This window comes from Uliginosibacterium sediminicola, from assembly GCF_039631295.1.
Taxonomy (GTDB): Bacteria; Pseudomonadota; Gammaproteobacteria; order Burkholderiales; family Rhodocyclaceae; genus Viridibacterium; species Viridibacterium sediminicola.
Genome location: NZ_JBDIVE010000010.1, coordinates 1 through 22,163 on the forward strand (window position 1 = coordinate 1; position 22,163 = coordinate 22,163).

The 22,163-nt window shown below is 64.3% G+C and carries 11 protein-coding genes and 1 tRNA gene; 10 read left to right on the forward strand and 2 right to left on the reverse strand.

All coding sequences use genetic code 11. The annotated features are described in order from the left end of the window. The 5 genes from ABDB84_RS15985 to trmA form a co-directional block, all read left to right on the forward strand. A partial coding sequence (locus tag ABDB84_RS15985; RefSeq protein WP_345920757.1) for a VCBS domain-containing protein occupies window positions 1-5,304 on the forward strand: 5,304 nt, incomplete at its 5' end. After that, window positions 5,301-6,683, forward strand: a complete 1,383-nt coding sequence (locus tag ABDB84_RS15990) for an efflux RND transporter periplasmic adaptor subunit (protein WP_345920758.1) — start codon at window positions 5,301-5,303, stop codon at window positions 6,681-6,683. The genes ABDB84_RS15985 and ABDB84_RS15990, both read left to right, overlap by 4 nt. Next, entirely contained in the window at window positions 6,683-8,782 is a 2,100-nt protein-coding gene (locus ABDB84_RS15995; protein WP_345920759.1) for a site-2 protease family protein, read from the forward strand. The genes ABDB84_RS15990 and ABDB84_RS15995 overlap by 1 nt, the downstream gene beginning before the upstream one ends. A gap of 156 nt (window positions 8,783-8,938) precedes the next feature. Continuing rightward, a tRNA-Lys gene (locus ABDB84_RS16000) sits at window positions 8,939-9,014 on the forward strand. A gap of 367 nt (window positions 9,015-9,381) precedes the next feature. After that, window positions 9,382-10,470 (forward strand): tRNA (uridine(54)-C5)-methyltransferase TrmA, encoded by a 1,089-nt coding sequence (gene trmA, locus ABDB84_RS16005; RefSeq protein WP_345920760.1) that lies wholly within the window; start codon window positions 9,382-9,384, stop codon window positions 10,468-10,470. A 15-nt stretch (window positions 10,471-10,485) separates the two neighbouring features. Here the strand turns inward: trmA and ABDB84_RS16010 are convergent, their stop codons facing one another. Both ABDB84_RS16010 and ABDB84_RS16015 read right to left on the reverse strand, forming a co-directional pair. Next, complete coding sequence (locus ABDB84_RS16010; protein ID WP_345920762.1) at window positions 10,486-11,550, reverse strand: ParB/Srx family N-terminal domain-containing protein; 1,065 nt, start codon at window positions 11,548-11,550, stop codon at window positions 10,486-10,488. Window positions 11,551-11,633: 83 nt separating this feature from the next. Beyond that, a complete protein-coding gene (locus tag ABDB84_RS16015; protein WP_345920763.1) occupies window positions 11,634-12,836 on the reverse strand; it encodes an MFS transporter in 1,203 nt (400 codons plus the stop codon). Between the two features lie 88 nt (window positions 12,837-12,924). Between ABDB84_RS16015 and earP the strand changes: the two genes are divergently transcribed. The 5 genes from earP to ydiK all read left to right on the forward strand — a co-directional run bounded on the left by earP (window position 12,925) and on the right by ydiK (window position 22,159). Then, window positions 12,925-14,058 (forward strand): elongation factor P maturation arginine rhamnosyltransferase EarP, encoded by a 1,134-nt coding sequence (gene earP / locus ABDB84_RS16020; protein ID WP_345920764.1) that lies wholly within the window; start codon window positions 12,925-12,927, stop codon window positions 14,056-14,058. A 45-nt stretch (window positions 14,059-14,103) separates the two neighbouring features. Further along, entirely contained in the window at window positions 14,104-14,661 is a 558-nt protein-coding gene (efp, locus tag ABDB84_RS16025; protein ID WP_345920765.1) for an elongation factor P, read from the forward strand. 231 nt (window positions 14,662-14,892) lie between these two features. After that, window positions 14,893-15,096, forward strand: a complete 204-nt coding sequence (locus ABDB84_RS16030; protein ID WP_345920766.1) for a hypothetical protein — start codon at window positions 14,893-14,895, stop codon at window positions 15,094-15,096. A gap of 163 nt (window positions 15,097-15,259) precedes the next feature. Continuing rightward, window positions 15,260-21,034: an excinuclease ABC subunit UvrA gene (locus tag ABDB84_RS16035; protein ID WP_345920767.1), complete on the forward strand. Its 5,775-nt coding sequence runs from the start codon at window positions 15,260-15,262 to the stop codon at window positions 21,032-21,034. 36 nt (window positions 21,035-21,070) lie between these two features. Continuing rightward, window positions 21,071-22,159 carry an AI-2E family transporter YdiK gene (gene ydiK, locus ABDB84_RS16040; RefSeq protein WP_345920769.1) on the forward strand — a complete coding sequence of 363 codons (1,089 nt, stop codon included), beginning with the start codon at window positions 21,071-21,073 and terminating at the stop codon, window positions 22,157-22,159. Window positions 22,160-22,163: the final 4 nt, after the last annotated feature.

Sequence of the window (22,163 nt, forward strand, 5' to 3'; positions counted from 1 at the left end):
ACGGCGAACACGACCGATTCCTTCACGGTCACGGTGAGCGATGGAAATGGTGGCACGAACACCGCGACCTACACGGTAAACCTGACGGCGGCCAACGACACGCCGACCCTAGCGACGCCGACAGCCGCCAGCTACACCGACACCTCGGCCAACGACAGCTTCAGCAATGACACGGGCACGCTGACCGCTACGGATCGCGATTCGGGTCAGACGCTGAGCTACGGCATCCAGGGCGGCACAGTCAGTGCCGGCGTGAGCACGCTGGCGGGGACCTATGGCAGCCTGAGCGTCAACACGAGTACGGGCGCCTACACCTACACGCCGAACGCCACGGCAATTAACGCGCTGACGGCGAACACGACCGATACCTTCACGGTCACGGTCAGTGACGGCAACGGTGGTAGCAATACCGCGACCTACACGGTGAATCTGACCGCCGCTAACGACACGCCGACCCTAGCGACGCCGACTGCAGCAAGCTACACCGACACCTCGGCCAATGACACGTTCAGCAATGACACCGGCACGCTGGCCGCTACGGACCGTGATTCGGGCCAGACCCTGACGTATGGCATCACGGGTGGCAGTGTTGCCAGCGGCGTGAGCACGCTGGCGGGGACCTATGGCAGCCTGAGCGTCAACACGAGTACGGGCGCCTACACCTACACGCCGAATGCCACAGCGATCAATGCGCTGACGGCGAACACCACCGATACCTTCACGGTCAGCGTGAGCGATGGCAACGGTGGCAGCAATACCGCGACCTACACGGTGAACCTGACCGCCGCGAACGACACGCCCACGCTCGCTACGCCGACGGCGGCGAGCTACACCGACACCTCGGCCAACGACAGCTTCAGCAATGACACGGGTACGCTGGCCGCTACGGATCGCGATTCAGGTCAGACGCTGACGTATGGCATCACGGGTGGCACAGCGGCCAGCGGCGTGAGCACGCTGGCGGGGACCTATGGCAGTCTCTCGGTCAACACGACGACCGGTGCCTACACCTACACGCCGAACGCCACGGCGATCAATGCGCTGACGGCCAGCACGACCGATTCCTTCACGGTCACGGTGAGCGATGGAAATGGTGGCACGAACACCGCGACCTACACGGTGAATCTGACTGCCGCGAACGACACGCCCACGCTCGCTACGCCGACGGCGGCGAGCTACACCGACACCTCGGCCAATGACACGTTCAGCAATGACACGGGTACGCTGGCCGCTACGGATCGCGATTCAGGTCAGACGCTGAGCTACGGCATCCAGGGCGGCACAGTCAGTGCCGGCGTGAGCACGCTGGCGGGGACCTATGGCAGCCTGAGCGTCAACACGAGTACGGGCGCCTACACCTACACGCCGAATGCCACAGCGATCAATGCGCTGACGGCGAACACCACCGATACCTTCACGGTCACGGTCAGTGACGGTAATGGTGGCAGCAACACCGCGACCTACACGGTGAATCTGACCGCCGCTAACGATACGCCGACACTGATCGTGCCGAGTGCCGCGAGCTTCACGGATACCAGTGCCAATGACAGCTTCAGCAACGACACCGGCAGTCTGGGCGGCACGGATCGCGACAGTGGCCAAAGCCTGGTCTATGGCGTCCAGGGCGGCAGTGTTGCGGGAGGTCTGAGCACGCTGGCGGGGACCTATGGCAGCCTGAGCGTCAACACGAGTACGGGCGCCTACACCTACACGCCGAACGCCACAGCCATCAACGCCCTCACCGCGAATACCAGCGAGAGCTTCACGCTGACGGTCAGTGATGGCAATGGCGGGACGACGACAACGAGCTACACGGTCAACCTGACGGGGGCCAACGATACGCCGACGCTGATCGTGCCGAGTGCAGCGAGCTTCACGGATACCAGCGCCAATGACAGCTTCAGCAACGACACCGGCAGTCTGGGCGGCACGGATCGCGACAGTGGTCAAAGTCTGGTCTACGGCGTCCAAGGCGGCAGTGTTGCGGGAGGTCTGAGCACGCTCGTGGGCACCTACGGTAGCCTGAGCGTCAACACAAGTACGGGCGCCTACACCTACACGCCGAACGCCACAGCCATCAACGCCCTCACCGCGAATACCAGCGAGAGCTTCACGCTGACGGTCAGTGATGGCAATGGCGGGACGACGACGACGAGCTACACGGTCAACCTGACGGGTGCCAACGACGCGCCGACACTGATCGTGCCGAGTGCCGCGAGCTTCACGGATACCAGTGCCAATGACAGCTTCAGCAACGACACCGGCAGTCTGGGCGGCACGGATCGCGACAGTGGCCAAAGCCTGGTCTATGGCGTCCAGGGCGGCAGTGTTGCGGGAGGCCTGAGCACGGTCGTGGGCACCTACGGTAGCCTGAGCGTGAACACCTCGACCGGGGCTTACATCTATACGCCCAATGCGACAGCCATCAACGCCCTCACCGCGAATGCCAGCGAGAGCTTCACGCTGACGGTCAGTGATGGCAATGGCGGTACGACGACGACGAGCTACACGGTCAACCTGACGGGGGCCAACGATACGCCGACGCTGATCGTGCCGAGTGCAGCGAGCTTCACGGATACCAGCGCCAATGACAGCTTCAGCAACGATACAGGCAGTCTGGGCGGCACGGATCGCGACAGTGGCCAAAGTCTGGTCTACGGCGTCCAGGGCGGCAGTGTTGCGGGAGGGGTGAGCACGGTCGTGGGTACCTACGGCAGCCTGAGCGTGAACACCTCGACCGGGGCTTACATCTATACGCCCAATGCGACAGCCATCAACGCCCTCACCGCGAATACCAGCGAGAGCTTCACGCTGACGGTCAGTGATGGCAATGGCGGGACGACGACGACGAGCTACACGGTCAACCTGACGGGTGCCAACGACGCGCCAACACTGATCGTGCCGAGTGCCGCGAGCTTCACGGATACCAGTGCCAACGACAGCTTCAGCGATGTGTCCGGCAGTCTGGGCGGCACGGATCGCGACAGTGGCCAAAGCCTGGTCTACGGCGTCCAGGGCGGCAGTGTTGCGGGAGGCCTGAGCACGGTCGTGGGCACCTACGGTAGCCTGAGCGTGAATACCTCGACTGGTGCTTACGTCTATACGCCGAACGCCACAGCCATCAACGCCCTCACCGCGAATGCCAGCGAGAGCTTCACGCTGACGGTCAGTGATGGCAATGGCGGTACGACGACGAGCTACACGGTCAACCTGACGGGTGCCAACGACGCGCCAACACTGATCGTGCCGAGTGCCGCGAGCTTCACGGATACCAGTGCCAACGACAGCTTCAGCGATGTGTCCGGCAGTCTGGGCGGCACGGATCGCGACAGTGGCCAAAGCCTGGTCTACGGCGTCCAGGGCGGCAGTGTTGCGGGAGGTCTGAGCACGGTCGTGGGCACCTACGGTAGCCTGAGCGTGAACACCTCGACCGGCGCTTACGTCTATACGCCCAATGCGACAGCCATCAACGCCCTCACCGCGAATACCAGCGAGAGCTTCACGCTGACGGTCAGTGATGGCAATGGCGGTACGACGACAACGAGCTACACGGTCAACCTGACGGGGGCCAACGACACACCGACGCTTGCCACGCCGACGGCGGCCAGCTTCACCGATACCAGCGCTGCCGACAGTTTCAGTGCGGCCAGTGGCAGCTTGGGCGGTAGCGAGCGCGATGCCGGTCAGACTTTGGTGTACGGTATTCAGGGCGGTGTGGTATCCGCGGGTAGTAGCACGCTGGTGGGCAGCTATGGTTCCTTGAGCGTGAATACCACGACCGGTGCTTACGTCTTCACGCCGAATGCAAATGCCATCAACGCGCTGAAATCCAACACGACGGAAAGTTTCACGCTGACACTGAGCGATGGTAACGGCAGCAGCACGACGACGAATTACACGGTCAGTCTTGCTGCGAGCAATGACGCACCGATCGTCAGCCTTGGCGTGCAGCCGCAAAGTTTCAGCGGTTCGGGCAGCTGGAGCTTTGTCATACCGAGCGGTGCTTTCAGCGATGCCGAGGGCGACAGCTTGAGCTTCAGCGCCACGCTGGCAGATGGCGGCGCGCTGCCTGCCTGGCTGAGTTTCGACCCGGCGACGCGCAGCTTCCAGGGCAACCCGCCGAATGATCTGTCGGCGCTTGCCGTCAAGCTCACGGTCAGTGATGCGCAGGGCGGCAGCGTGACGCAGAACTTCAGCCTCAGCTTGAGCAATGTGAATGATGCGCCCAGCGTGGCCAACGCGATTGCCAACCAGAGCTTCAACGGCTCGGGCACGATCAGCTTCAGTGTGCCGGCCAATACCTTCAGCGACGTCGATGGCGATACCTTGACGCTCTCGGCACGTCTGGCGGACGGTAGCGCCTTGCCGAGCTGGCTGAGTTTCGATCCGGTCAGCCGTAGCTTCTCCGGCCAGCCGCCCTCGGGTTCGACTGCGTTGAATATCGTCGTGTCTGCTGATGACGGCCACGGCGCTACGGTCACGACCGGCTTCACGCTGGATACCGTGGCGCCGCCGCCGGTGGTCGTTGAGCCTGCCGCGCCGTCGGCACCTGTGGAGACGGTACCGGTGACTGTGGTCGAGCCGAGTACCCCCGTGACGCCGACAGCCGAGATCACCTTCCTGTCGCCGGTTTCCAGCGGCACCATCACGCCGCCGCAGCTTGTGCCCGTTGTTGCGCCGGTGCAGAGTGAAACCTCAAGCACGTCGTCACAGGGGCAGACGGTGCCGCCTGTGCAGTCAGCCGCTAGCTCGGGTTTGGTGACTTTCGCGGCGGGCAGCGGGCTGGATGCGGGCAATCGTGCCGCGGTGCTGGAGGTGACCCGCCCGGATCAGGGCCAATTCAATTTCGACCTTGGCAGCCGGGTCAGTGTCACCGTGCCACAAGGCACCTTCGTGCACAGCAGTGCGACGGCGCAAGTCAGCGTTACGGCGATCCAGCAAGATGGTCAGGCCCTGCCGAGCTGGTTGAGCTTCAACCCGAGCACCGGCACCCTGGAAGGCACGCCGCCAGCCAGTGCGCAAGGTGAGATCGTGGTGAGGGTAATCGCTCGCGATCAGAACGGTCGTACGGCCGAGACGATGATCAAGATCCGCATCGGTCGCAACACCAGCCAGATCATGGGTGACTTTTTGCCGGCCGATGCTGATGTCTTGTCCCTGACATTGCCGCAGGCCGAGCGCGCGCCGTTACCCATCCGTGCCGGCCTGTCCGAGCAGCTGAAGTCAGCCGGGCAGCCGCGTGGCTTGTCGCCGCATTTGCGCGCAGTGGCCAAAGCAGCGTTGGTGGCGAGTAGTCGGGTATGACCGAGGCGAGACCGACGACACATCCGCTATTGCTACTGGTTGAGCTGGGACAGGCGGCGCGCCGCGCGAGCACGCTGCCGGAGCTGGGCTTTCTGCTGGTCAACGATACGCGGCGTTTGCTGCCGTATCGTCAGGCGCTGCTGTGGTTTGAGGGGCAGGGGCTGCATACCGTCTCGGGCTTGCTGGCTGCGGAGGCCAACACGCCGTTCAGCCTGTGGCTGAACCGGCTGATGAAGCATCTGAACGCGGGCGCTGCGTCCAGCGCACCGCTGCAGCGCATCCATCCCGAGGCGCTGCCTGCCGAGCTGGCTGCCGAATGGGGCGAATGGCTTGCGGAGCATGTCTATTGGGCGCCCCTGGCCGCCAATACGCAGCGTTTCGAATCGCGCGCGGGTGGCGTGCTCTTCGTCTGTGATGAGCCCTGGGACGAGGCGGCGCATCCCCTGCTGGCCGAGTGGATCGCGGTCTGGCTGCATGCCTGGAACGGCTTGCTGCGCCCTGTGCCGTATTCGCCCACCGCATTGCTCAAGCGTCTGCGCGCCTGGTTCGCGCAAGGTCAGGACCTCGCCTGGTGGCGCCGCCCCCGGCTGCAGTTGGCGCTGTTGGTGCTGGCCCTGATGCTGTGCCCGGTGCGGCTGAGCGTGCTGGCGCCGGGGGAATTGGTGCCGCTCGATCCGGCCGTGATCCGCGCCCCGCTCGATGGTGTGCTGGCCCAGGTGCATGTACGTACCAATCAGGCGGTCAAAGCGGGCGACCCGCTGTTCAGTTTTGACGAGGCCTCGATTGCCGCCCGTCTCGAAGTGGCCCGGCAAGCCCTCGCGACCGCCGAAGCTGAGTACCGGCAGATGGCGCAAATGGCCGTCTCCGATGTCCGCTCCAAGGCGCAGTTGTCCGGCGTGCTGGGCAAGATGGCCGAAAAGCAGGCCGAGGTGGATTTCCTCAGCGGGCAGTTCGCGCGCGCCAAAGTGCTGGCACCGCAGGACGGTGTGGCCTTGCTTGACGATCCGACGGAGCTGATCGGCAAGCCGGTACAAACCGGCGAGCGCATCATGCGGATTGCCAATCCGGCGGCCAAAGAGATCGAGGCCTGGATTCCGATTGGCGACGCCATTCCCTTGCCGGAGCATGCTGATGTGCAGCTCTTCCTGAGCGCTGCGCCGCTGTCTTCCGAACGCGGGCAGCTGCGCTATCTGGCCCACGATGCCTTGCCCCGGCCGGATGGCAGCTACGCCTATCGCCTGCGCGCCAGCTTGCCGGGCGGCAGTGATCAGCGCATTGGCATGAAGGGCACGGTGAAAGTCCAGGGCGGCTGGGTGCCGGCCATCTACTGGATCATGCGTCGGCCGCTGGCCAGCATCCGCCAATTCCTCGTGCTGTGATGAACGAACGCCTGCCCGCCCTGCGGCAAGAGCTCTCGCTGTTGCCCGGTCCCGTTCTGCCTGATGGTCAGCCGAGCTGGACCCTGCACGATCCGCTGCGCAATCTGTTCTTCCAGCTCGACTGGTCCTCGGTCGAGATGCTCAAGCGCTGGGACATGGCGCCCGCTGCGCTGCTCGAGGATATCCGCCGCGAGACCAGCTTGCAGCTTGATGCGGCGCAGCTGGAGGCGCTGCTACAGTTCCTGCAGCAGAACCAGTTGCTGATGATTGCGCCTGGTGCGGCGCCCGCGTTGGCCGAACGCTGGCGCCAGCGCCAGGGAACGTTCTGGCAATGGCTGCTGCACAACTACCTGTTCTTCCGGATCCCGCTACTGCGCCCCGATGCCTGGCTGACGCGCATGCTGCCGCGGGTGGATTTCTTCTTCTCGCGCCAGTTCGCCTATCTGAGCCTGCTGGCCGGCGTGCTGGGCTTGTTCGGCGTGCTGCGTGCCTGGCAAAGCTATAGCGCGACCCTGGTCGAGATGCTTTCCTTGAGCGGGGCGATCGCCTATGGCGCGACCCTGGCCGGCGTCAAAGTGCTGCATGAGCTGGGCCACGGTTTCACGGCCAAGCGCTATGGCTGTCGGGTACCTAGCATGGGGGTTGCCTTCCTCGTCTTGTGGCCCGTGGCCTATACCGATACCAACGAGGTGTGGCGCCTGACTTCACGCCGCCAGCGTGTGGGGGTGGCGGCGGCAGGCATCCTCACCGAGCTGACGGTGGCCGTCTGGGCAAGCCTCTTGTGGTGCCTGCTGCCCGATGGTGCGCTTCGCACGGCCGCTTTCCTCCTCTCCTCAACGACCTGGATCTCGACCCTGCTGATCAACGCCAGCCCCTTCATGCGTTTCGATGGCTACTTTCTGCTCGCCGACGCCCTGCAGATTCCCAATTTGCACCAGCGTGCGTTTGCGCTGGCGCGCTGGGATTTGCGCGAGCGCTTGTTCGGGCTCGGTGCGCCGCTGCCGGAGCTGTTTCCACGGCTGCGCCATGGCGGACTGATCCTGTTTGCCTGGGCCACCTGGATCTATCGGCTGACGCTATTTCTCGGCATCGCCTTCCTGGTCTATCACTTCTTCATCAAAGCGGTCGGCATCCTGCTCTTCCTGGTCGAGATGATCTGGTTCGTGGCCAAGCCCTTTTGGACCGAGTTCCGCGTCTGGCGCGAGATCTGGCCACAGGTGCGATCACGCCCGGCAACGCGGCGCAGCCTGCTGCTGGCGACGATCTTGCTGCTCTTGTTCGCCGTGCCCTGGCCGACCCGCGTGGTGCAGAGTGGCGTGCTCTATCCGGCCGTCGAGCAGGTTTTTTACGCGCCGCGCAATGCCCAGCTCAGCGCCATGCACGCCGAGGCTGGCGCAGCCGAAGCCGCCGGCGTGCGCCTGTTTGATCTGCGCTCGCCCGAGCTGGAACTGCGTGCCCGCCAGGCGCGTGCGCGCAGCGAGCAGCTGGACTGGCTGTCCGGCGCCTCGGCGTTTGATGCGGAGCGGCGCAAGGATTGGCAGGTGCTCAAGGAACAGCTGGGCACCTCGCAGGCCGAGCAGAAGTCGGTCGACGCCGATTCCGGGCAATACCACCTGAGCAGCAACTTGCCGGGCGTGCTGCGCGATCGCGATCCAGACCTGCGGGTGGGCGACTGGCTCAGCCCGCGTGAAGTGCTGGGGCGGATCAGCGGCCCGGGCTTTCTGCGCGCCACGGTGTATGTCGATGATGAAGACCTGGCGCGCATTGCCGCCGGTGATCGTGCGGTGTTCACGGCCGATGGCGGCAGCGGGCCGAATATTCGCCTGCGCGTCCTCGCCATCGATTCCGATGCCACCCGCACGCTGGCCGAAGGCGAGCTGGCCAGCATGTTCGGCGGCTCAATCAGCGTGCGCGAAAAACATGGCGCGCTCTACCCCGAGCGGGCGATTTATCGCGTGCAATTGCAAAGCGAAATCGAATACCCGCAGCAGCAGCACCGCTGGCGTGGTCAGGTCGCCATTGCCGCAGATTGGGAAGCGCCGGGCCTGCGTTATCTGCGCCAGTTTGTCGCCGTCCTCTGGCGCGAGTCCGGTTTCTGAGCGCGGCCTGGGGCCGCGCTTTTGACAGCTGTGTCGATCTTGCGTAAGCTCTTTCAACAGACGGCAAGATCTGCGAACGATCAAAAAATGCTGGCTATTTGATTCCCTGGCTGCTGCCCTGCAGGCAGCCACAGTGCCGCAAGCGCTGCAGAATCCGGGGGTATAGCTCAGTTGGTAGAGCAGCTGACTCTTAATCAGTAGGTCGTAGGTTCGAATCCTACTGCCCCCACCAAATTCCCGAACAGCTTAGGGCGTGCTTACATTCACGCGGCGGTTGCGCGGGTGCTGAATTGGGCGCAGAACAAGGCGCAGCGACGCTGTCAGGGTGGCCCCCTGAGGAGGAGCTGCAACGCTGTGCTGCGGTCAATTCAGTACCCGCCCTTAGGGTTGAAGTGCAGGGCTCGCCATCCTGCGTTGCGCTCCTTGTACAGGGCGATTTTGCCAACCGAGACCCTGCACTGTGTCGCGCGCCCGCTTTTGGCAAGCACGTGGCAAGCCCTGCACTTCAACGCAATCCGCCGGGTGAATGTAAACACGCCCTAGTCTACAGACTGGGCTTTTTGCTTTTGCGGCCCTTACTTTGCACGCGCACTTACACCATGGCCCTGCCCACGATAGACCCTGCTGATTACGCCGCACAACTGGCGGCCAAGCTGGCGCAGTTCAAGCACGACTTTGCGCCGCTGGGCTTGCCCGAGCCGGCCGTGCACGCCTCGGCGGCGCAGCATTACCGCATGCGCGCCGAATTCCGCATCTGGCACGCCGGCGAGCAGATCGATTACGCGATGTTCGACCCCGAGGAGCCCAAGCGGGCGGTGCTGATCGAGTATTTCCCGGTCGCCTGCGAGGCCATCTGTGCGGCCATGCCGCGCTTGCGCGCCGTGCTGCAGGACAATGCGGCGCTGAAGACGCGGCTGTTCCAGGTGAATTTCCTCGCCACCCTGAGCGGCGAGCTGATGATCACCCTGATCTATCACCGCAAGCTCGATGCCGCCTGGGAGCAGGCTGCGCGGGAGCTGGCGGTGCAGATGCAGGCGCAGATCGTCGGCCGCAGCCTGAAGCAGAAGATCGTGCTCGAACGCGACTGGCTACTCGAATCCTTCGAGATGAATGGCCGCACGCTGCGCTACAAACACATCGAAGGCGCTTTCACCCAGCCCAATGGCGGCGTCAATCGCCAGATGCTGGCCTGGGCCTGCGCGCAGGCTGGCGAGCTGGGCGGCGATCTGCTGGAGCTGTACTGCGGCAATGGCAATTTCACCGTCGCGCTGGCGCCGCAGTTCGGCCGCGTGCTGGCCACCGAGGTGAGCAAATCCTCGGTCAATGCCGCGCATTACAACCTGGAGGCGAATGGCGTCGACAATGTGGCGATGGTGCGCATGTCCAGCGACGAGATCAGCGATGCGCTGGCACGCACGCGTGCCTATCGGCGCATGAAGGACATCGATCTCGACAGCTACGCCTTCTCGACCCTGTTCGTCGATCCGCCGCGCAGCGGCCTGGATGCGCCGACCCTGGCGCTGGCTGCCGGCTTCCGCAACATCCTCTACATCTCCTGCAACCCGCACACCTTGCTCGACAATGCGCGCGCCCTGCAGGCGACGCACGAGATCCGCGCCTCAGCGGTATTCGACCAGTTCCCCTACACCCACCACCTTGAGTGCGGGCTGCTGCTGTCGCGCCGCTGAGGCTTTTCTGTCAGCCTAAAGTCCGTGCGCGGTCTTGTAGTTGAGGGTGTAGGCGATCTTGCCGGGCTTGCTGTTGCTGATGGCCTTGCTCAGGTCGCCAAAAGTGCCCTTGTTGTAGGCGCTGCCGGCATTGATGCTGGCGAGCTTGCCCAGATCAGCGCCGGTTTTGCCGGCAATGATCGGGTCGCTCGCCGCGACCATCAGCAAGGACGCGTTCCATACGGCGCCGAGATAACCGGTGTCGGCGACCGGATCGGTGAGGCTGCTGTTGAGCTTGCTCAGATCGAAGCTGGCCAGCTTGAAGCTGCTGTTGGCGCGTAGCCACTCGGCCCAGTAGAACTCCAGGAAGTCGGTGCTGATGCTCGGCTTGCTGTAGCCGACGTCGCGGGTGAAATAGACCAGCGAGCGATAGACATCATTCTGCAAGCCGTTCTTGAGCCCCAGTCCGCTGGGCAGTTTGTCGGGCGTGATGGTGTTGTCATTGCCGTCCTTGAGCCACAGATAGTTGTTGCTGCTCATCTGGGTCCAGAACGCGCTGCCGGAATAGGCCGAGAAATTGTTTTTGACGAGTACCGGAACGACCAGGTTGGGCCCGCCGTCGGCGACTTCGTAATAGGTCGACATGCCGTGGTGACCATCGGTCAGGTATAGGCTGCTGCCGTTGGGGCCGACGACAACGGTGGGCAGCACCGTGGTATCGCGCTTGCTGGTGTCGGTCAGCGTGCAGCTGAAGCTGCTGGCATCGCTCAAGCTGGAGCTGGTGGTCGAAGTGGCGACGCCCGTCATGCCGGTGTCGGCGCAGAAGTCGTCGAACTTCTTGCTCGGCACCAGCTCGTAGCGGCCGAGCTTGTAATAGATCTGGTCATAGCCCAAACCGCCTTGGGTGGGCTTGAGATCGGAGAGCTTGACCAAAATGACGCTGCCGATGCTGGCCGTGCTCCAGGGGCCCGGCGCCACCGAGGACGCCGAGGAGGATGCGGAGCTGGTGACTGCGTCGTCCTGCCCACCGCAGGCGGTCAGCAGACCCAGACTCAGGCACAGAATCGCCATCCAGGCGGTGGCGTGTGGCGTGCGTTGCATAAGCGTCAAATCCCTTGTGGCGGCAAAGGGGGCGACGCTAAAGCTTCAAGGTGACAGCTTGATGACGAGCGCTTGCCTGGCGCCTAGCCTGCTTGCAAGCTGTGGTGTGCACCACGCTGGGCTTGCCAGCTCGATACGCTCATCACGCAGGCGATGATCAGGAACACCGGCACGGCGCCGAACAGGGTGCTCACTGCGCCGTAGACCGAGGGGCCGGTGAGGCCCATCAGATTACCCATCATCGAACGCAGACCGGCGCCTTCGCCGGCCTTGCCGTCGGGCATGGCGCGGTAGATCAGGCTGAGGATGTTCGGCTGGCCGGCACCGGCGGCAAGGCCGAAGATGAAGCCCAGCGTGGCCAGCAGCACGCTGCTGCGGGCCAGCGGCAGCAGGAAGAAGACACTGGCAGTGAGCGCAAAGGCAAGACTCAGCTGGCGCCACTCCGGCATGCGGCGCGAGAGCCAGGGCAGGGCTGCGCGAATGGCGAAGGTGCCGATCGCGAAGGCCGACAGCACCATGCCGATCACCGTGGCCGAGTAGCCGCGCGCCTGGCCGAGCACCGGCACCATGAAGTTGAAGCCATCCCAGGCCATCGACACGGTCATCGCCAGAATATAGATGCGCAGCAGCTGCGGGCTGCTGAAGACCATCCGCACCACGCTGGCATCGCCGCGCGGCGCGCGTGCCCGCTCGCGCTTGCCATCGGGCAGATGCACGCGGTACGAGGTGAGGAAGCTGCCCAGCACGATCAGCGCCAGTCCGCCAAAGGCCGCACGAAAGCCGCTGAAGTCGATCAGCAGGCCGACCAGCGAGGGGCCGACGACCGAGGACACCGAGTTCCCCAGCTGCAGCCAGCCGATCATGCCGACGCGCTCGCTCTCCTGCTCGAAGTCCATGTAGGACACGCAGACATTGGCCGCCAGCATGTAGCTGCCAAAACCGAAGCCGCCGAGGGTCGCGGTCAGCAGGATCACCGGCAGATTGAGCCACAGCACCGGCAGCGCCAGCCCGCAGATCATGGCGATCAGGCTCAGGCGCATCACCAGGCGCGGCCCGACGCGGTCGATCCAGCGTCCCATGTGCAGCGACAGCAGTGCCGGCAGTAGACCGTAGAGGCTGTAGGCGATGCCGGCCATGGCCTCCGAGCCGCCGTGACGCAGGGCAAACAGCGATGCCGCGACACGCCCGCCCGACATGGTGACGTGGGCCAGCACCGACACGGCGATCAGGGAAAGCACTTGAGTAGGCGCTTTGGCGAAAAAACGCGACAGTTGGGCCGTGAACATGGCAGCATCTTAGGCGTCGGGCGGCCGATTGCCAAAGTCATCCGACCAGCCTGCCGCCTGCTATGACTGCCTGAAGAGAATGCCCCTGATGACGAAGTCCGCGCTGCATGTCGATATCTTCTGTACCGTCATCGACAACTTCGGCGACGCGGGCGTGTGCTGGCGTCTGGCGCGTCAGCTGGCGCTCGAACACGGCTGCCGCGTGCGGCTGTGGATCGACCAGCCCGTGGTGCTGCACGCCCTGGTGCCGGAGCTGCGCGGGCGCCGCGAATGGCAGGGCGTTGCGCTCGGCGACTGGCAGGAGGCGGCCGCAGCCGTGCCGGCGCAGCTGGTCATCGAAGCCTTCGCCTGCAATCCGCCCGCCAGCTACGTGCAGGCCATGCAGGCGTGCAATCCGCCGCCGCAGTGGATCAATCTCGAATACCTCAGCGCGGAAGACTGGGTGGAAGGCTGCCATGGCCTGCCCTCGCCGCAGCCGGGCGGCTTGCGCAAGTACTTCTTCTTCCCAGGCTTCACGCCGCAGACCGGCGGTTTGCTGCGTGAGCAGGCGCTCGATGCCGAGCGCCGCGCGTTTCAGGCTGATGCACTGGCGCAGGCGGCGTTCTGGCGCAGCCTGCGGCTGAATCCCTCGGCTGCTGCGCTCAAGGTTTCGCTGTTTGCCTACGAGAACGCTGCCTTGCCGAGCCTGTTGGCGGCCTGGGCCAATGGTGATCAGCCGGTATTTTGCGCCGTGCCCCTGGGCCGCTCATTGCCGGCCGTGGCGCAGTGGGTTGGCCTGTCCAGTCTGCACGCCGGTGATGTGTTGCAGCATGGCGCGCTGAGCATCGCCGTGCTGCCCTTCCTCGCACAAAGCGATTACGACCGTCTGCTGTGGGCCTGCGATCTGAATTTCGTGCGCGGCGAGGACTCCTTCGTTCGCGCGCAGTGGGCGCAGCGCCCCTTCGTCTGGCACATCTACCAGCAGCAAGAGGCGGCGCATCGGCCCAAGCTGGAGGCCTTTCTGCAGCGCTCGGAGGGCGGTTTGCCCGCGGCGGCGGCCCAGGCGCGGCGCGACTTCTGGCGGGCCTGGGACGATCAGGCCGGTGCCGCCGAACACTGGCCAGCCCTGCGTGCCGCCTTGCCGGAACTGGGGCAACACGCTGCAAAATGGGCCGAATGTGTCGCCGATCAAGGCGATTTGGCTTCCAAGTTGCTGATTTTTTGCAGGCATTTGCTAGAATAGCCGGCTTTGTAATCTCCGGCGCCATGGCGCCATCAGGGTGCCCCTATGAAAACCGCTCAAGAACTCCGCGTTGGTAATGTCGTGATGGTCGGTGCAGACGCACTGGTCGTGCAACGTGCCGAATACAGCAAGGGTGGCCGCAACGCCGCCGTCGTGAAGATGAAATTCAAGAACCTGCTCACCGAAGCGGGTTCGGAATCGGTCTACAAGGCCGACGACAAGTTTGAAGTCGTGCAGCTCGATCGCAAGGAAGTGACCTACTCCTACTTCGCTGATCCGATGTACGTGTTCATGGATGCTGAATACAACCAGTACGAGATCGAGCCGGACAACATGACCGACGCGCTCAAGTACCTCGAAGACGGCCTGCAGTGCGAAGTCGTGTTCTACAACGACAAGGCCATCTCGGTCGAACTGCCGACCTCGGTCGTGCGCGTGGTCGAATACACCGAGCCGGCCGTCAAGGGCGATACCTCGGGCAAGGTGATGAAGCCTGCACGTCTGGCCACCGGTTTCGAACTGCCGGTGCCGGCTTTCGTTGAAATCGGCGACAAGATCGAAATCGATACGCGTACCGACGAATACAAGAACCGCGTCAAGTAAGCTGTCCGCACGCGCTTCGCTCAGAAAAGGCCCGCAAGGGCCTTTTTTTATTGCATTCCGTGTCAACAACAGGCCCTGTTCGCGCGTTATCCCCATCGCTTCACGTAAATTTACGCCGCTTCCACGCCTGCAACGATTTCTGTCATCCATGCGGGCTTAGCATGTCAGGCGCAGCCCTTGTGTGCATGATGTGTGGTTGCTGATGCTTACCAATTCAATAGGAGAATAGAAATGTCGATGCGAGTGATTGCTTTGTCCGTACTGCTGGCGCTGAGCCTGGGTGCATGCAAGAAGGCTGAAGAAGCAGCGCCTGCTGCCGAAGCGGCCAGCGCCCCGGTCGTCGAGGCTGCCAGCCCGGCTGCCGCCGAAGCGCAATCTGCTGCTGATGCGGCCAGCCCCGCTGCAGCCGATGCAGCCAGCGCACCGGCCAAGTAAGCGCAGCGACTTTCGCTGATCCGCAAGGGGCCGTTTGGCCCCTTTTTCATGTCGGCGGCAAACGCGCGCCAGCGCACCGGAATTTTCCGGGCAATCGGTTACTCTATGCAGCTCTCGCCCCGCCGTCGTTCGGGGTGTCGCTGTCTTCTCCGATTTTGCCCTTATGAATCATCCGTATATCCGCATTCGCGGCGCCCGCCAGAACAACCTCAAGAACATCGACCTCGACATCCCGACCGGTGAGCTGGTCGTGGTGACCGGGCCCTCGGGTTCGGGCAAATCCTCGCTGGTTTTTGACACGCTTTACGCCGAGGGGCAGCGGCGCTACGTCGAGACCTTCTCGCCCTACGCGCGGCAATTCCTCGACCGCATGGACAAGCCGCAGGTCGATCGCATCGAAGGCGTGCCGCCGGCGATTGCCATCGACCAGAGCAACCAGGTGCGCACCTCGCGCTCCACCGTCGGCACCATGACCGAGCTGGCGGACTACCTCAAGCTGCTCTTCGCACGTGCCAGCACGCTGTACTGCAAGGGCTGCGGCGCCGAGGTCGTGCGCGAGACGCCGGAGACGATTCTGGCGAGCCTTGCCGAGCGCTGTCCGCAACATGAGGACCCGCGCCTGGCCATCGTCGCGCCGCTGGCGATCCCAGAGAATTTCACGGCCGAGGAAATGCGCGGCCATCTGGAGCGCCAGGGTTTCACGCGTGTGGCCGAATCGGGCAAGCGCTTGTTGGTGACCGTGGACCGTTTCCGCTTCGGCAATGCCGAGACCGCCCGCGTCGCCGAAGCGCTGGAATCGGCCCTGCGGCTGGGCAACGGCAGGATGGAAGTGCATCTTGGTGGTGAGCTTATTGCGGCGGGAGTGGGGAGTGGCGAGTCGGGCGTTACTCAACCAAGCGTTTCAACTCCCGACTCCCGACTCCCGACTCCCCAGATCTGGAAGTTCTCCGCCGACCTGCACTGCGCCGAGTGCGACATCCACTACGTCGAGCCGACCTCGGCGCATTTCTCCTTCAATTCCGCCGTCGGCGCCTGCGAGACCTGCAAGGGCTTCGGCCGCGTGATCGGCATCGATCCGGGCCTGATCGTGCCGGACGAATCAAAATCGCTCGCCGCGGGCGCCGTCAAACCCTGGCAGAGCGAGAGCTACAAGGAATGTCAGGATGATTTGATGAAGATGGCGCGTCTGCGCGGCGTCGCGACCGATATTGCGTGGCGCGATCTGCCCGCCGAGCACCGCCATTGGGTGATGGAGGGCGAGCCGGAGTTCAAGAGCTGGCAGCGCTCCTGGCCGAAGTACTGGTACGGTGTGCGGCGCTTCTTCGACTGGCTGGAAACCAAGGCCTACAAGATGCACATTCGCGTCTTGCTCAGTCGCTATCGCGCCTACACGGATTGCCCCGCGTGTGACGGCGCTCGACTGAAGACCGATTCGCTGCTGTGGCGCGTGGGGACGAAGGAGGCGGCAGATGCGGCGCTGGCTTTTTCCCCTCTCCCGGCGCACAGCGCCACCCTCCCCCGAGGGGGAGGGAACGGCAATGGTTTGTCGGTGACTCGCCAGCGCTTCCGCCCCCACGGCGTCACCCTGCCCGAAGCCACGCTGCAATCCCTGCCGGGCTTGTCGATTCACGATCTGATGCGCTTGCCGATTGATCGCGCGCGCGATTTCCTGAGCCAACTGGATATCCCCGGCAGCGCGGGTGATGCGGCTGACCTGGTGATGGGCGAGATCCGCAGCCGCATGAATTACCTATGCGAAGTCGGCCTCGGCTACCTCACATTGGACCGTCAGAGCCGCACGCTCTCGGGTGGCGAAGTGCAGCGCATCAATCTGACGACGGCGCTGGGCACTTCGCTGGTCAACACCTTGTTCGTGCTCGATGAGCCCTCGATTGGCCTGCACCCGCGTGACATCGAGCGCATCAACGGCGTGATGCGCAATCTGCGCGACGCCGGCAATTCGCTGATCGTCGTCGAGCATGATCCGGCCGTGATGCTTAATGCCGATCGCATCATCGACATCGGCCCCGGTCCGGGCGCGGCGGGCGGCAATGTGGTGTTCAACGGCACGCCGGATGAATTGCGTGCGCGCACCGACACGCTCACAGCGCAGTATCTGGGCGGCCATCGTCAGGTCGATGCCGGCCTCGTCCGCCAGCGCGTCGAGGCGAAAACGCCGCGTCTCAAGCTGCTCGGCGCGACCGCCAACAACCTCAAGAATGTCGATCTGGCCGTGCCGCTGGGCCGCCTCGTCTGCGTCACCGGCGTGTCGGGCTCGGGCAAGTCGACGCTGATTCAGGACGTGCTGTGGCCGGCGCTCAAAAAAGCCAAGGGCGAATCTACCGAGGCGCCGGGCGCTTTCGCCAAGCTGATGGGCGAGGATCTCATCGATGCCGTGGTGATGGTCGATCAGAGCGCCATCGGCAAGACCACGCGCTCGAATCCGGCCAGCTATGTCGGCGCTTTCGACGTGATCCGCAAGCGCTACGCGGCGCTGCCGGAAGCCGAGCAACGTGGCTACACCGCCGGCACCTTCTCGTTCAATTCCGGCGACGGGCGCTGCCCGACCTGCGGCGGCAATGGTTTCGAGCATGTCGAGATGCAGTTCCTCTCCGACGTCTATTTGCGCTGCCCGGATTGCGACGGCACGCGCTATCGCCCCGAGGTGCTGGAACTCAAGCTGCAGGGCAAGAGCATCGCCGAAGTGCTGGAACTGACCTGCGCTGATGCGCTCAACTTCTTTGCCGGGGACAAGGAGCTGACGCGTGCGATCCAGCCGCTGGTCGACGTCGGTCTCGATTACCTGACCCTGGGCCAGCCGGTGCCGACGCTCTCGGGCGGCGAAGCGCAGCGCTTGAAGCTGGCCGGCCACCTCGCCGAGTACGCCGCCAAGTCCGCAGCGAAAAAGAAGGCAGCAACGAAGGGATCGCTGTTCCTGTTCGATGAACCGACGACCGGCCTGCATTTCGGCGATATCGAAAAGCTCTTGCGTGCGCTGCGTGCTCTGGTTGATGCCGGCAATACCGTGCTGGTTGTTGAACACAATCTCGATGTCATGCGCGCAGCAGACTGGCTGATCGACCTCGGCCCCGAAGGCGGCGACGGCGGCGGCGAGATTCTCGTTGAAGGCGCGGTTGAAGATGTGATCGCCTGTGCGCGTTCGCATACCGGGCGCGCGCTGGCGGAATATCACTTGGGCGTCGGGAGTCGGGACTCGGGAGTCGAGGCGCTGCGCGCCGCCGAGCCCGCAGCGATTTACCGATTCCCGACTTCCCACTCCCCACTCCCGCAAAAAAACACCATCACCATCACCCACGCTCGCGAGCACAATCTCAAGAACGTCTCGCTGGCGATTCAGCACAACAAGTTCACCGTGGTGACCGGCGTGTCCGGCTCAGGCAAGTCGACGCTGGCTTTCGACATCTTGTTCGCCGAAGGCCAGCGCCGTTATCTCGAATCGCTCAATGCCTACGCGCGCCAGTTCGTGCAGCCGGCGAGCAAGCCGGATGTCGACGCGATCCACGGCATTCCGCCGACCGTTGCCATCGAGCAGCGCACCAGTCGCGGTGGGCGCAAGAGCACGGTGGGCACGCTCACCGAGGTCCATCACTTCCTGCGCCTGATGTTCGTGAAGCTCGGCACGCAATACTGCCCGGACTGCAACTGCGCCATCGAGCCGCAGACGCAGGACGCCATTGCCGCGCGCATTCTGCGCGACTACCGTGGCCAGCGCATCGGCCTGCTGGCGCCGCTGGTGGTCAATCGCAAGGGCCTCTACACCGATCTGGCCAAGTGGGCGAAGAACAAGGGTTACACGCATCTGCGCGTCGATGGCGAATTCCTGCCGGTCGCACCCTGGCCGCGCCTGGATCGCTTCAAGGAGCACAATATCGAGCTGCCGGTATGCGATGTGGATGTGCGTGCCGACAATGAGGCCGAGCTGCGTGACAAGCTGGCGGATGTGCTGGCGCTCGGCAAGGGCGTGGTGCGGCTGATCACGCCGGATGGAAAAGACGTCGTGTTCTCCATTCTGCGCGCCTGCCCGAGCTGCGGCACCAGCTTCCCCGAGCTCGACCCGCGCCTGTTCTCCTACAACTCCAAGCACGGCTGGTGCGAGAGCTGCTGCGGCACCGGCGTCGAGATTCCGAAATGGATGAAGGAGCCGGAAGTCGATGTCGCCGAGATGGAGTTTGCCGGCATCGAAGAAGACGGCGAGGAAGTCGCCTGCCGCGCCTGCGATGGCTTGCGCCTCAATCCGGTGGCGCTGGCGGTGCGTTATCGCGAGGCGTCGATTGCCGACTACAGCAAGCGCTCGGTGGCCGATCTGGCACAGTGGATCGCCAGCCTCAAGCTGGCGGGACGCGAGGCCGAGATCGGCCGCGACATCGTCAGCGAGCTGACGCACCGCCTCGCTTTCCTGCGTGATGTGGGTCTCGGTTATCTCGCGCTGGATCGCGCCGCGCCGACGTTGTCGGGCGGCGAAGCGCAGCGTATCCGCCTGGCATCTCAGTTGGGTAGCAATCTGCGCGGTGTCTGTTACGTGCTCGATGAGCCCTCGATTGGCTTGCACCCGCGCGACAACGGCGTGCTGCTCGACATGCTCACCGCCTTGCGCGACAAGGGCAATACGGTGGTGGTCGTCGAGCATGACGAAGACACCATCCTGCGTGCCGACGAAGTGCTGGATTTGGGGCCGGGCGCGGGGACGCGCGGCGGTCGCCTGATCGCCCAGGGCACGGCGCAGGAGCTGATCGCCTCCGCGGATTCGGTCACCGGCCAATGCCTGCGCGAGCCGATGCAGCATCCGCTGCACACGCGCAAGGACGTCACCCAAGCTGATCCGGCGATTGCGCTGCAAGGCGCCAGCCTGCACAACCTGCGCTCGGCGAGTGTGCATGTGCCGCTGGGGCGCCTCAGCGTGGTGACCGGCGTGTCCGGTTCCGGCAAGTCCACGCTGGCGCGCGATGTTTTGCATGGCGCGCTGAAGAAACTCATCGGCGAAGATGCGCAGGCGGCGAAAGCGGCGGGGCGCAAAGCCAAGGCGGTGATGCCGGCGCGTGCCGCCAGCGCAGGCGCGTACAGCTCGATTACAGGTTGGCAGACGGTTGGTCGCGTACTCGAAGTCGACCAGACGCCGATTGGCAAGACGCCGCGCTCCTGCCCCGCAACCTATGTCGGCTTCTGGGACAACATCCGCAAGCTCTACGCCGAGACCGAGGTCGCCAAGCTGCGTGGCTGGACCGCCGCACGCTTCTCCTTCAATACCGGCGATGGCCGCTGCCCGGCCTGCGAAGGTGCAGGCCAGCAGACCGTGGCGATGAACTTCCTGCCCGATGTGAAGGTGCGCTGCGATGTCTGCGACGGCAAGCGCTTCAATGCCGACACGCTGAGCGCGCTGTGGCGCGGCAAGTCGATTGCCGATGTGCTGGCGATGGAGGTCGACGAAGCCGTCGAGTTCTTCGCGTCGCACACGGTGGTGGCGCATCCGCTCAAGCTGCTGCAGGACGTTGGTCTCGGCTATCTCACTCTGGGCCAGCCCTCACCGACGCTGTCGGGCGGCGAGTCGCAGCGCATCAAGCTGGTCACCGAGCTGGCCAAAGTGAAGACCGATCCGGCTGCGCGCGCCTCGAAATACAAGAGCCCGCACACGCTCTACGTGCTCGACGAACCGACCGTGGGCCTGCACATGGCCGACGTCACAAAGCTTATTCACGTGCTGCATCGTCTGGTCGAGGCGGGCAATACGGCCCTGGTCATCGAGCATGATCTGGACGTCATGGCCGAGGCGGACTGGATCATCGACATGGGGCCGGAAGGCGGCGATGGCGGCGGTCAGGTGGTGTTCGAAGGCCCGGTGTCGCAGCTGCGCCAGCGCGACACGCATACGGCACGCGCGCTCAATGAGTTCCTGAAGCGTCACGCGAAACTGGCATCATGATGCTGTCGCACGACTTCATTCACAGGAGAGCTGGACATGCATGAGGCACCGCGCATTGCCGACCCGCTGCGCATTCTGGTCACCGTGGTTCTGGTATCGCTGCTGTTGATCAGCTGCTTCTGGGTGTTGCGACCGTTCCTGCCCGGTGTGCTGTGGGGCGTGATGATCGTCGTGTCGAGCTGGCCGCTGATGCTGCGCCTGCAGGCAGCGCTGGGCGGGCGGCGGATTGCGGCCACCGTGCTGATGACGGTTGGCCTGGTGGTGGTGATCGTGGTGCCCTTGCTGCTGGCGATCTTCACCCTGATCGACAATGGCGGCGAGCTGATCGACTGGGTCAGCAGCCTGCAGCAGGGCGCCCAGGCGCAGCCGCCGCAGTGGCTGCGCGAGCTGCCCTATGTGGGCGAACGCATTGCCCTCGAATGGCAGCGCCTGCTTGGCGCCGGCGGATTGGGCGCGCGCTTGTCGGAGCATGGCCGTGAAATCACCGCCTGGATGTTTGCCCAGGCGGGCAGCGTGGGGGCGGTGCTGCTGCATTTCGCCATCACCATGGCCACCACGGTGCTGCTCTACCTGCGGGGCGAACTCGCTGCATTGTTCATCCGCCGCTTTGCCTTGCGTCTGGCCGGCGAGCGCGCGCATGCCCTGGTCGAGCTGGCAGGGCAGGCGATCCGTGCGGTGGCGCTGGGCATCGTGGTGACTGCGCTGTTCCAGTCCCTGCTCGGTGGGTTGGGCCTGTTGCTGACCGGGGTGCCCTTTGTCAGCGTGCTCACTTCGCTGATGCTGATGTTGTGCGTGGCGCAGATCGGCCCGATGCCAGTGCTGCTGCCGGCGGTGATCTGGCTGTTCTGGCAAGGCGATACCTGGCAGGGCGTGGTGCTGGCCGTGGTGGCGGTGCTGGCGGTGACGCTGGACGGCGTGCTGCGGCCTATCCTCATCCAGCGCGGTGCACATCTGCCCCTGGTGCTGATCCTGATCGGCGTGATCGGCGGCTTGATCGGCTTCGGCCTGGTCGGCCTGTTCCTCGGTCCGGTGATCCTGGCGCTCAGCTATACCCTGATCCACGCCTGGATCGATGATCAGGTGCCGGCCCGCATCGAGCGCGATGTCATGCCGCCGCCGGTTTGAACTC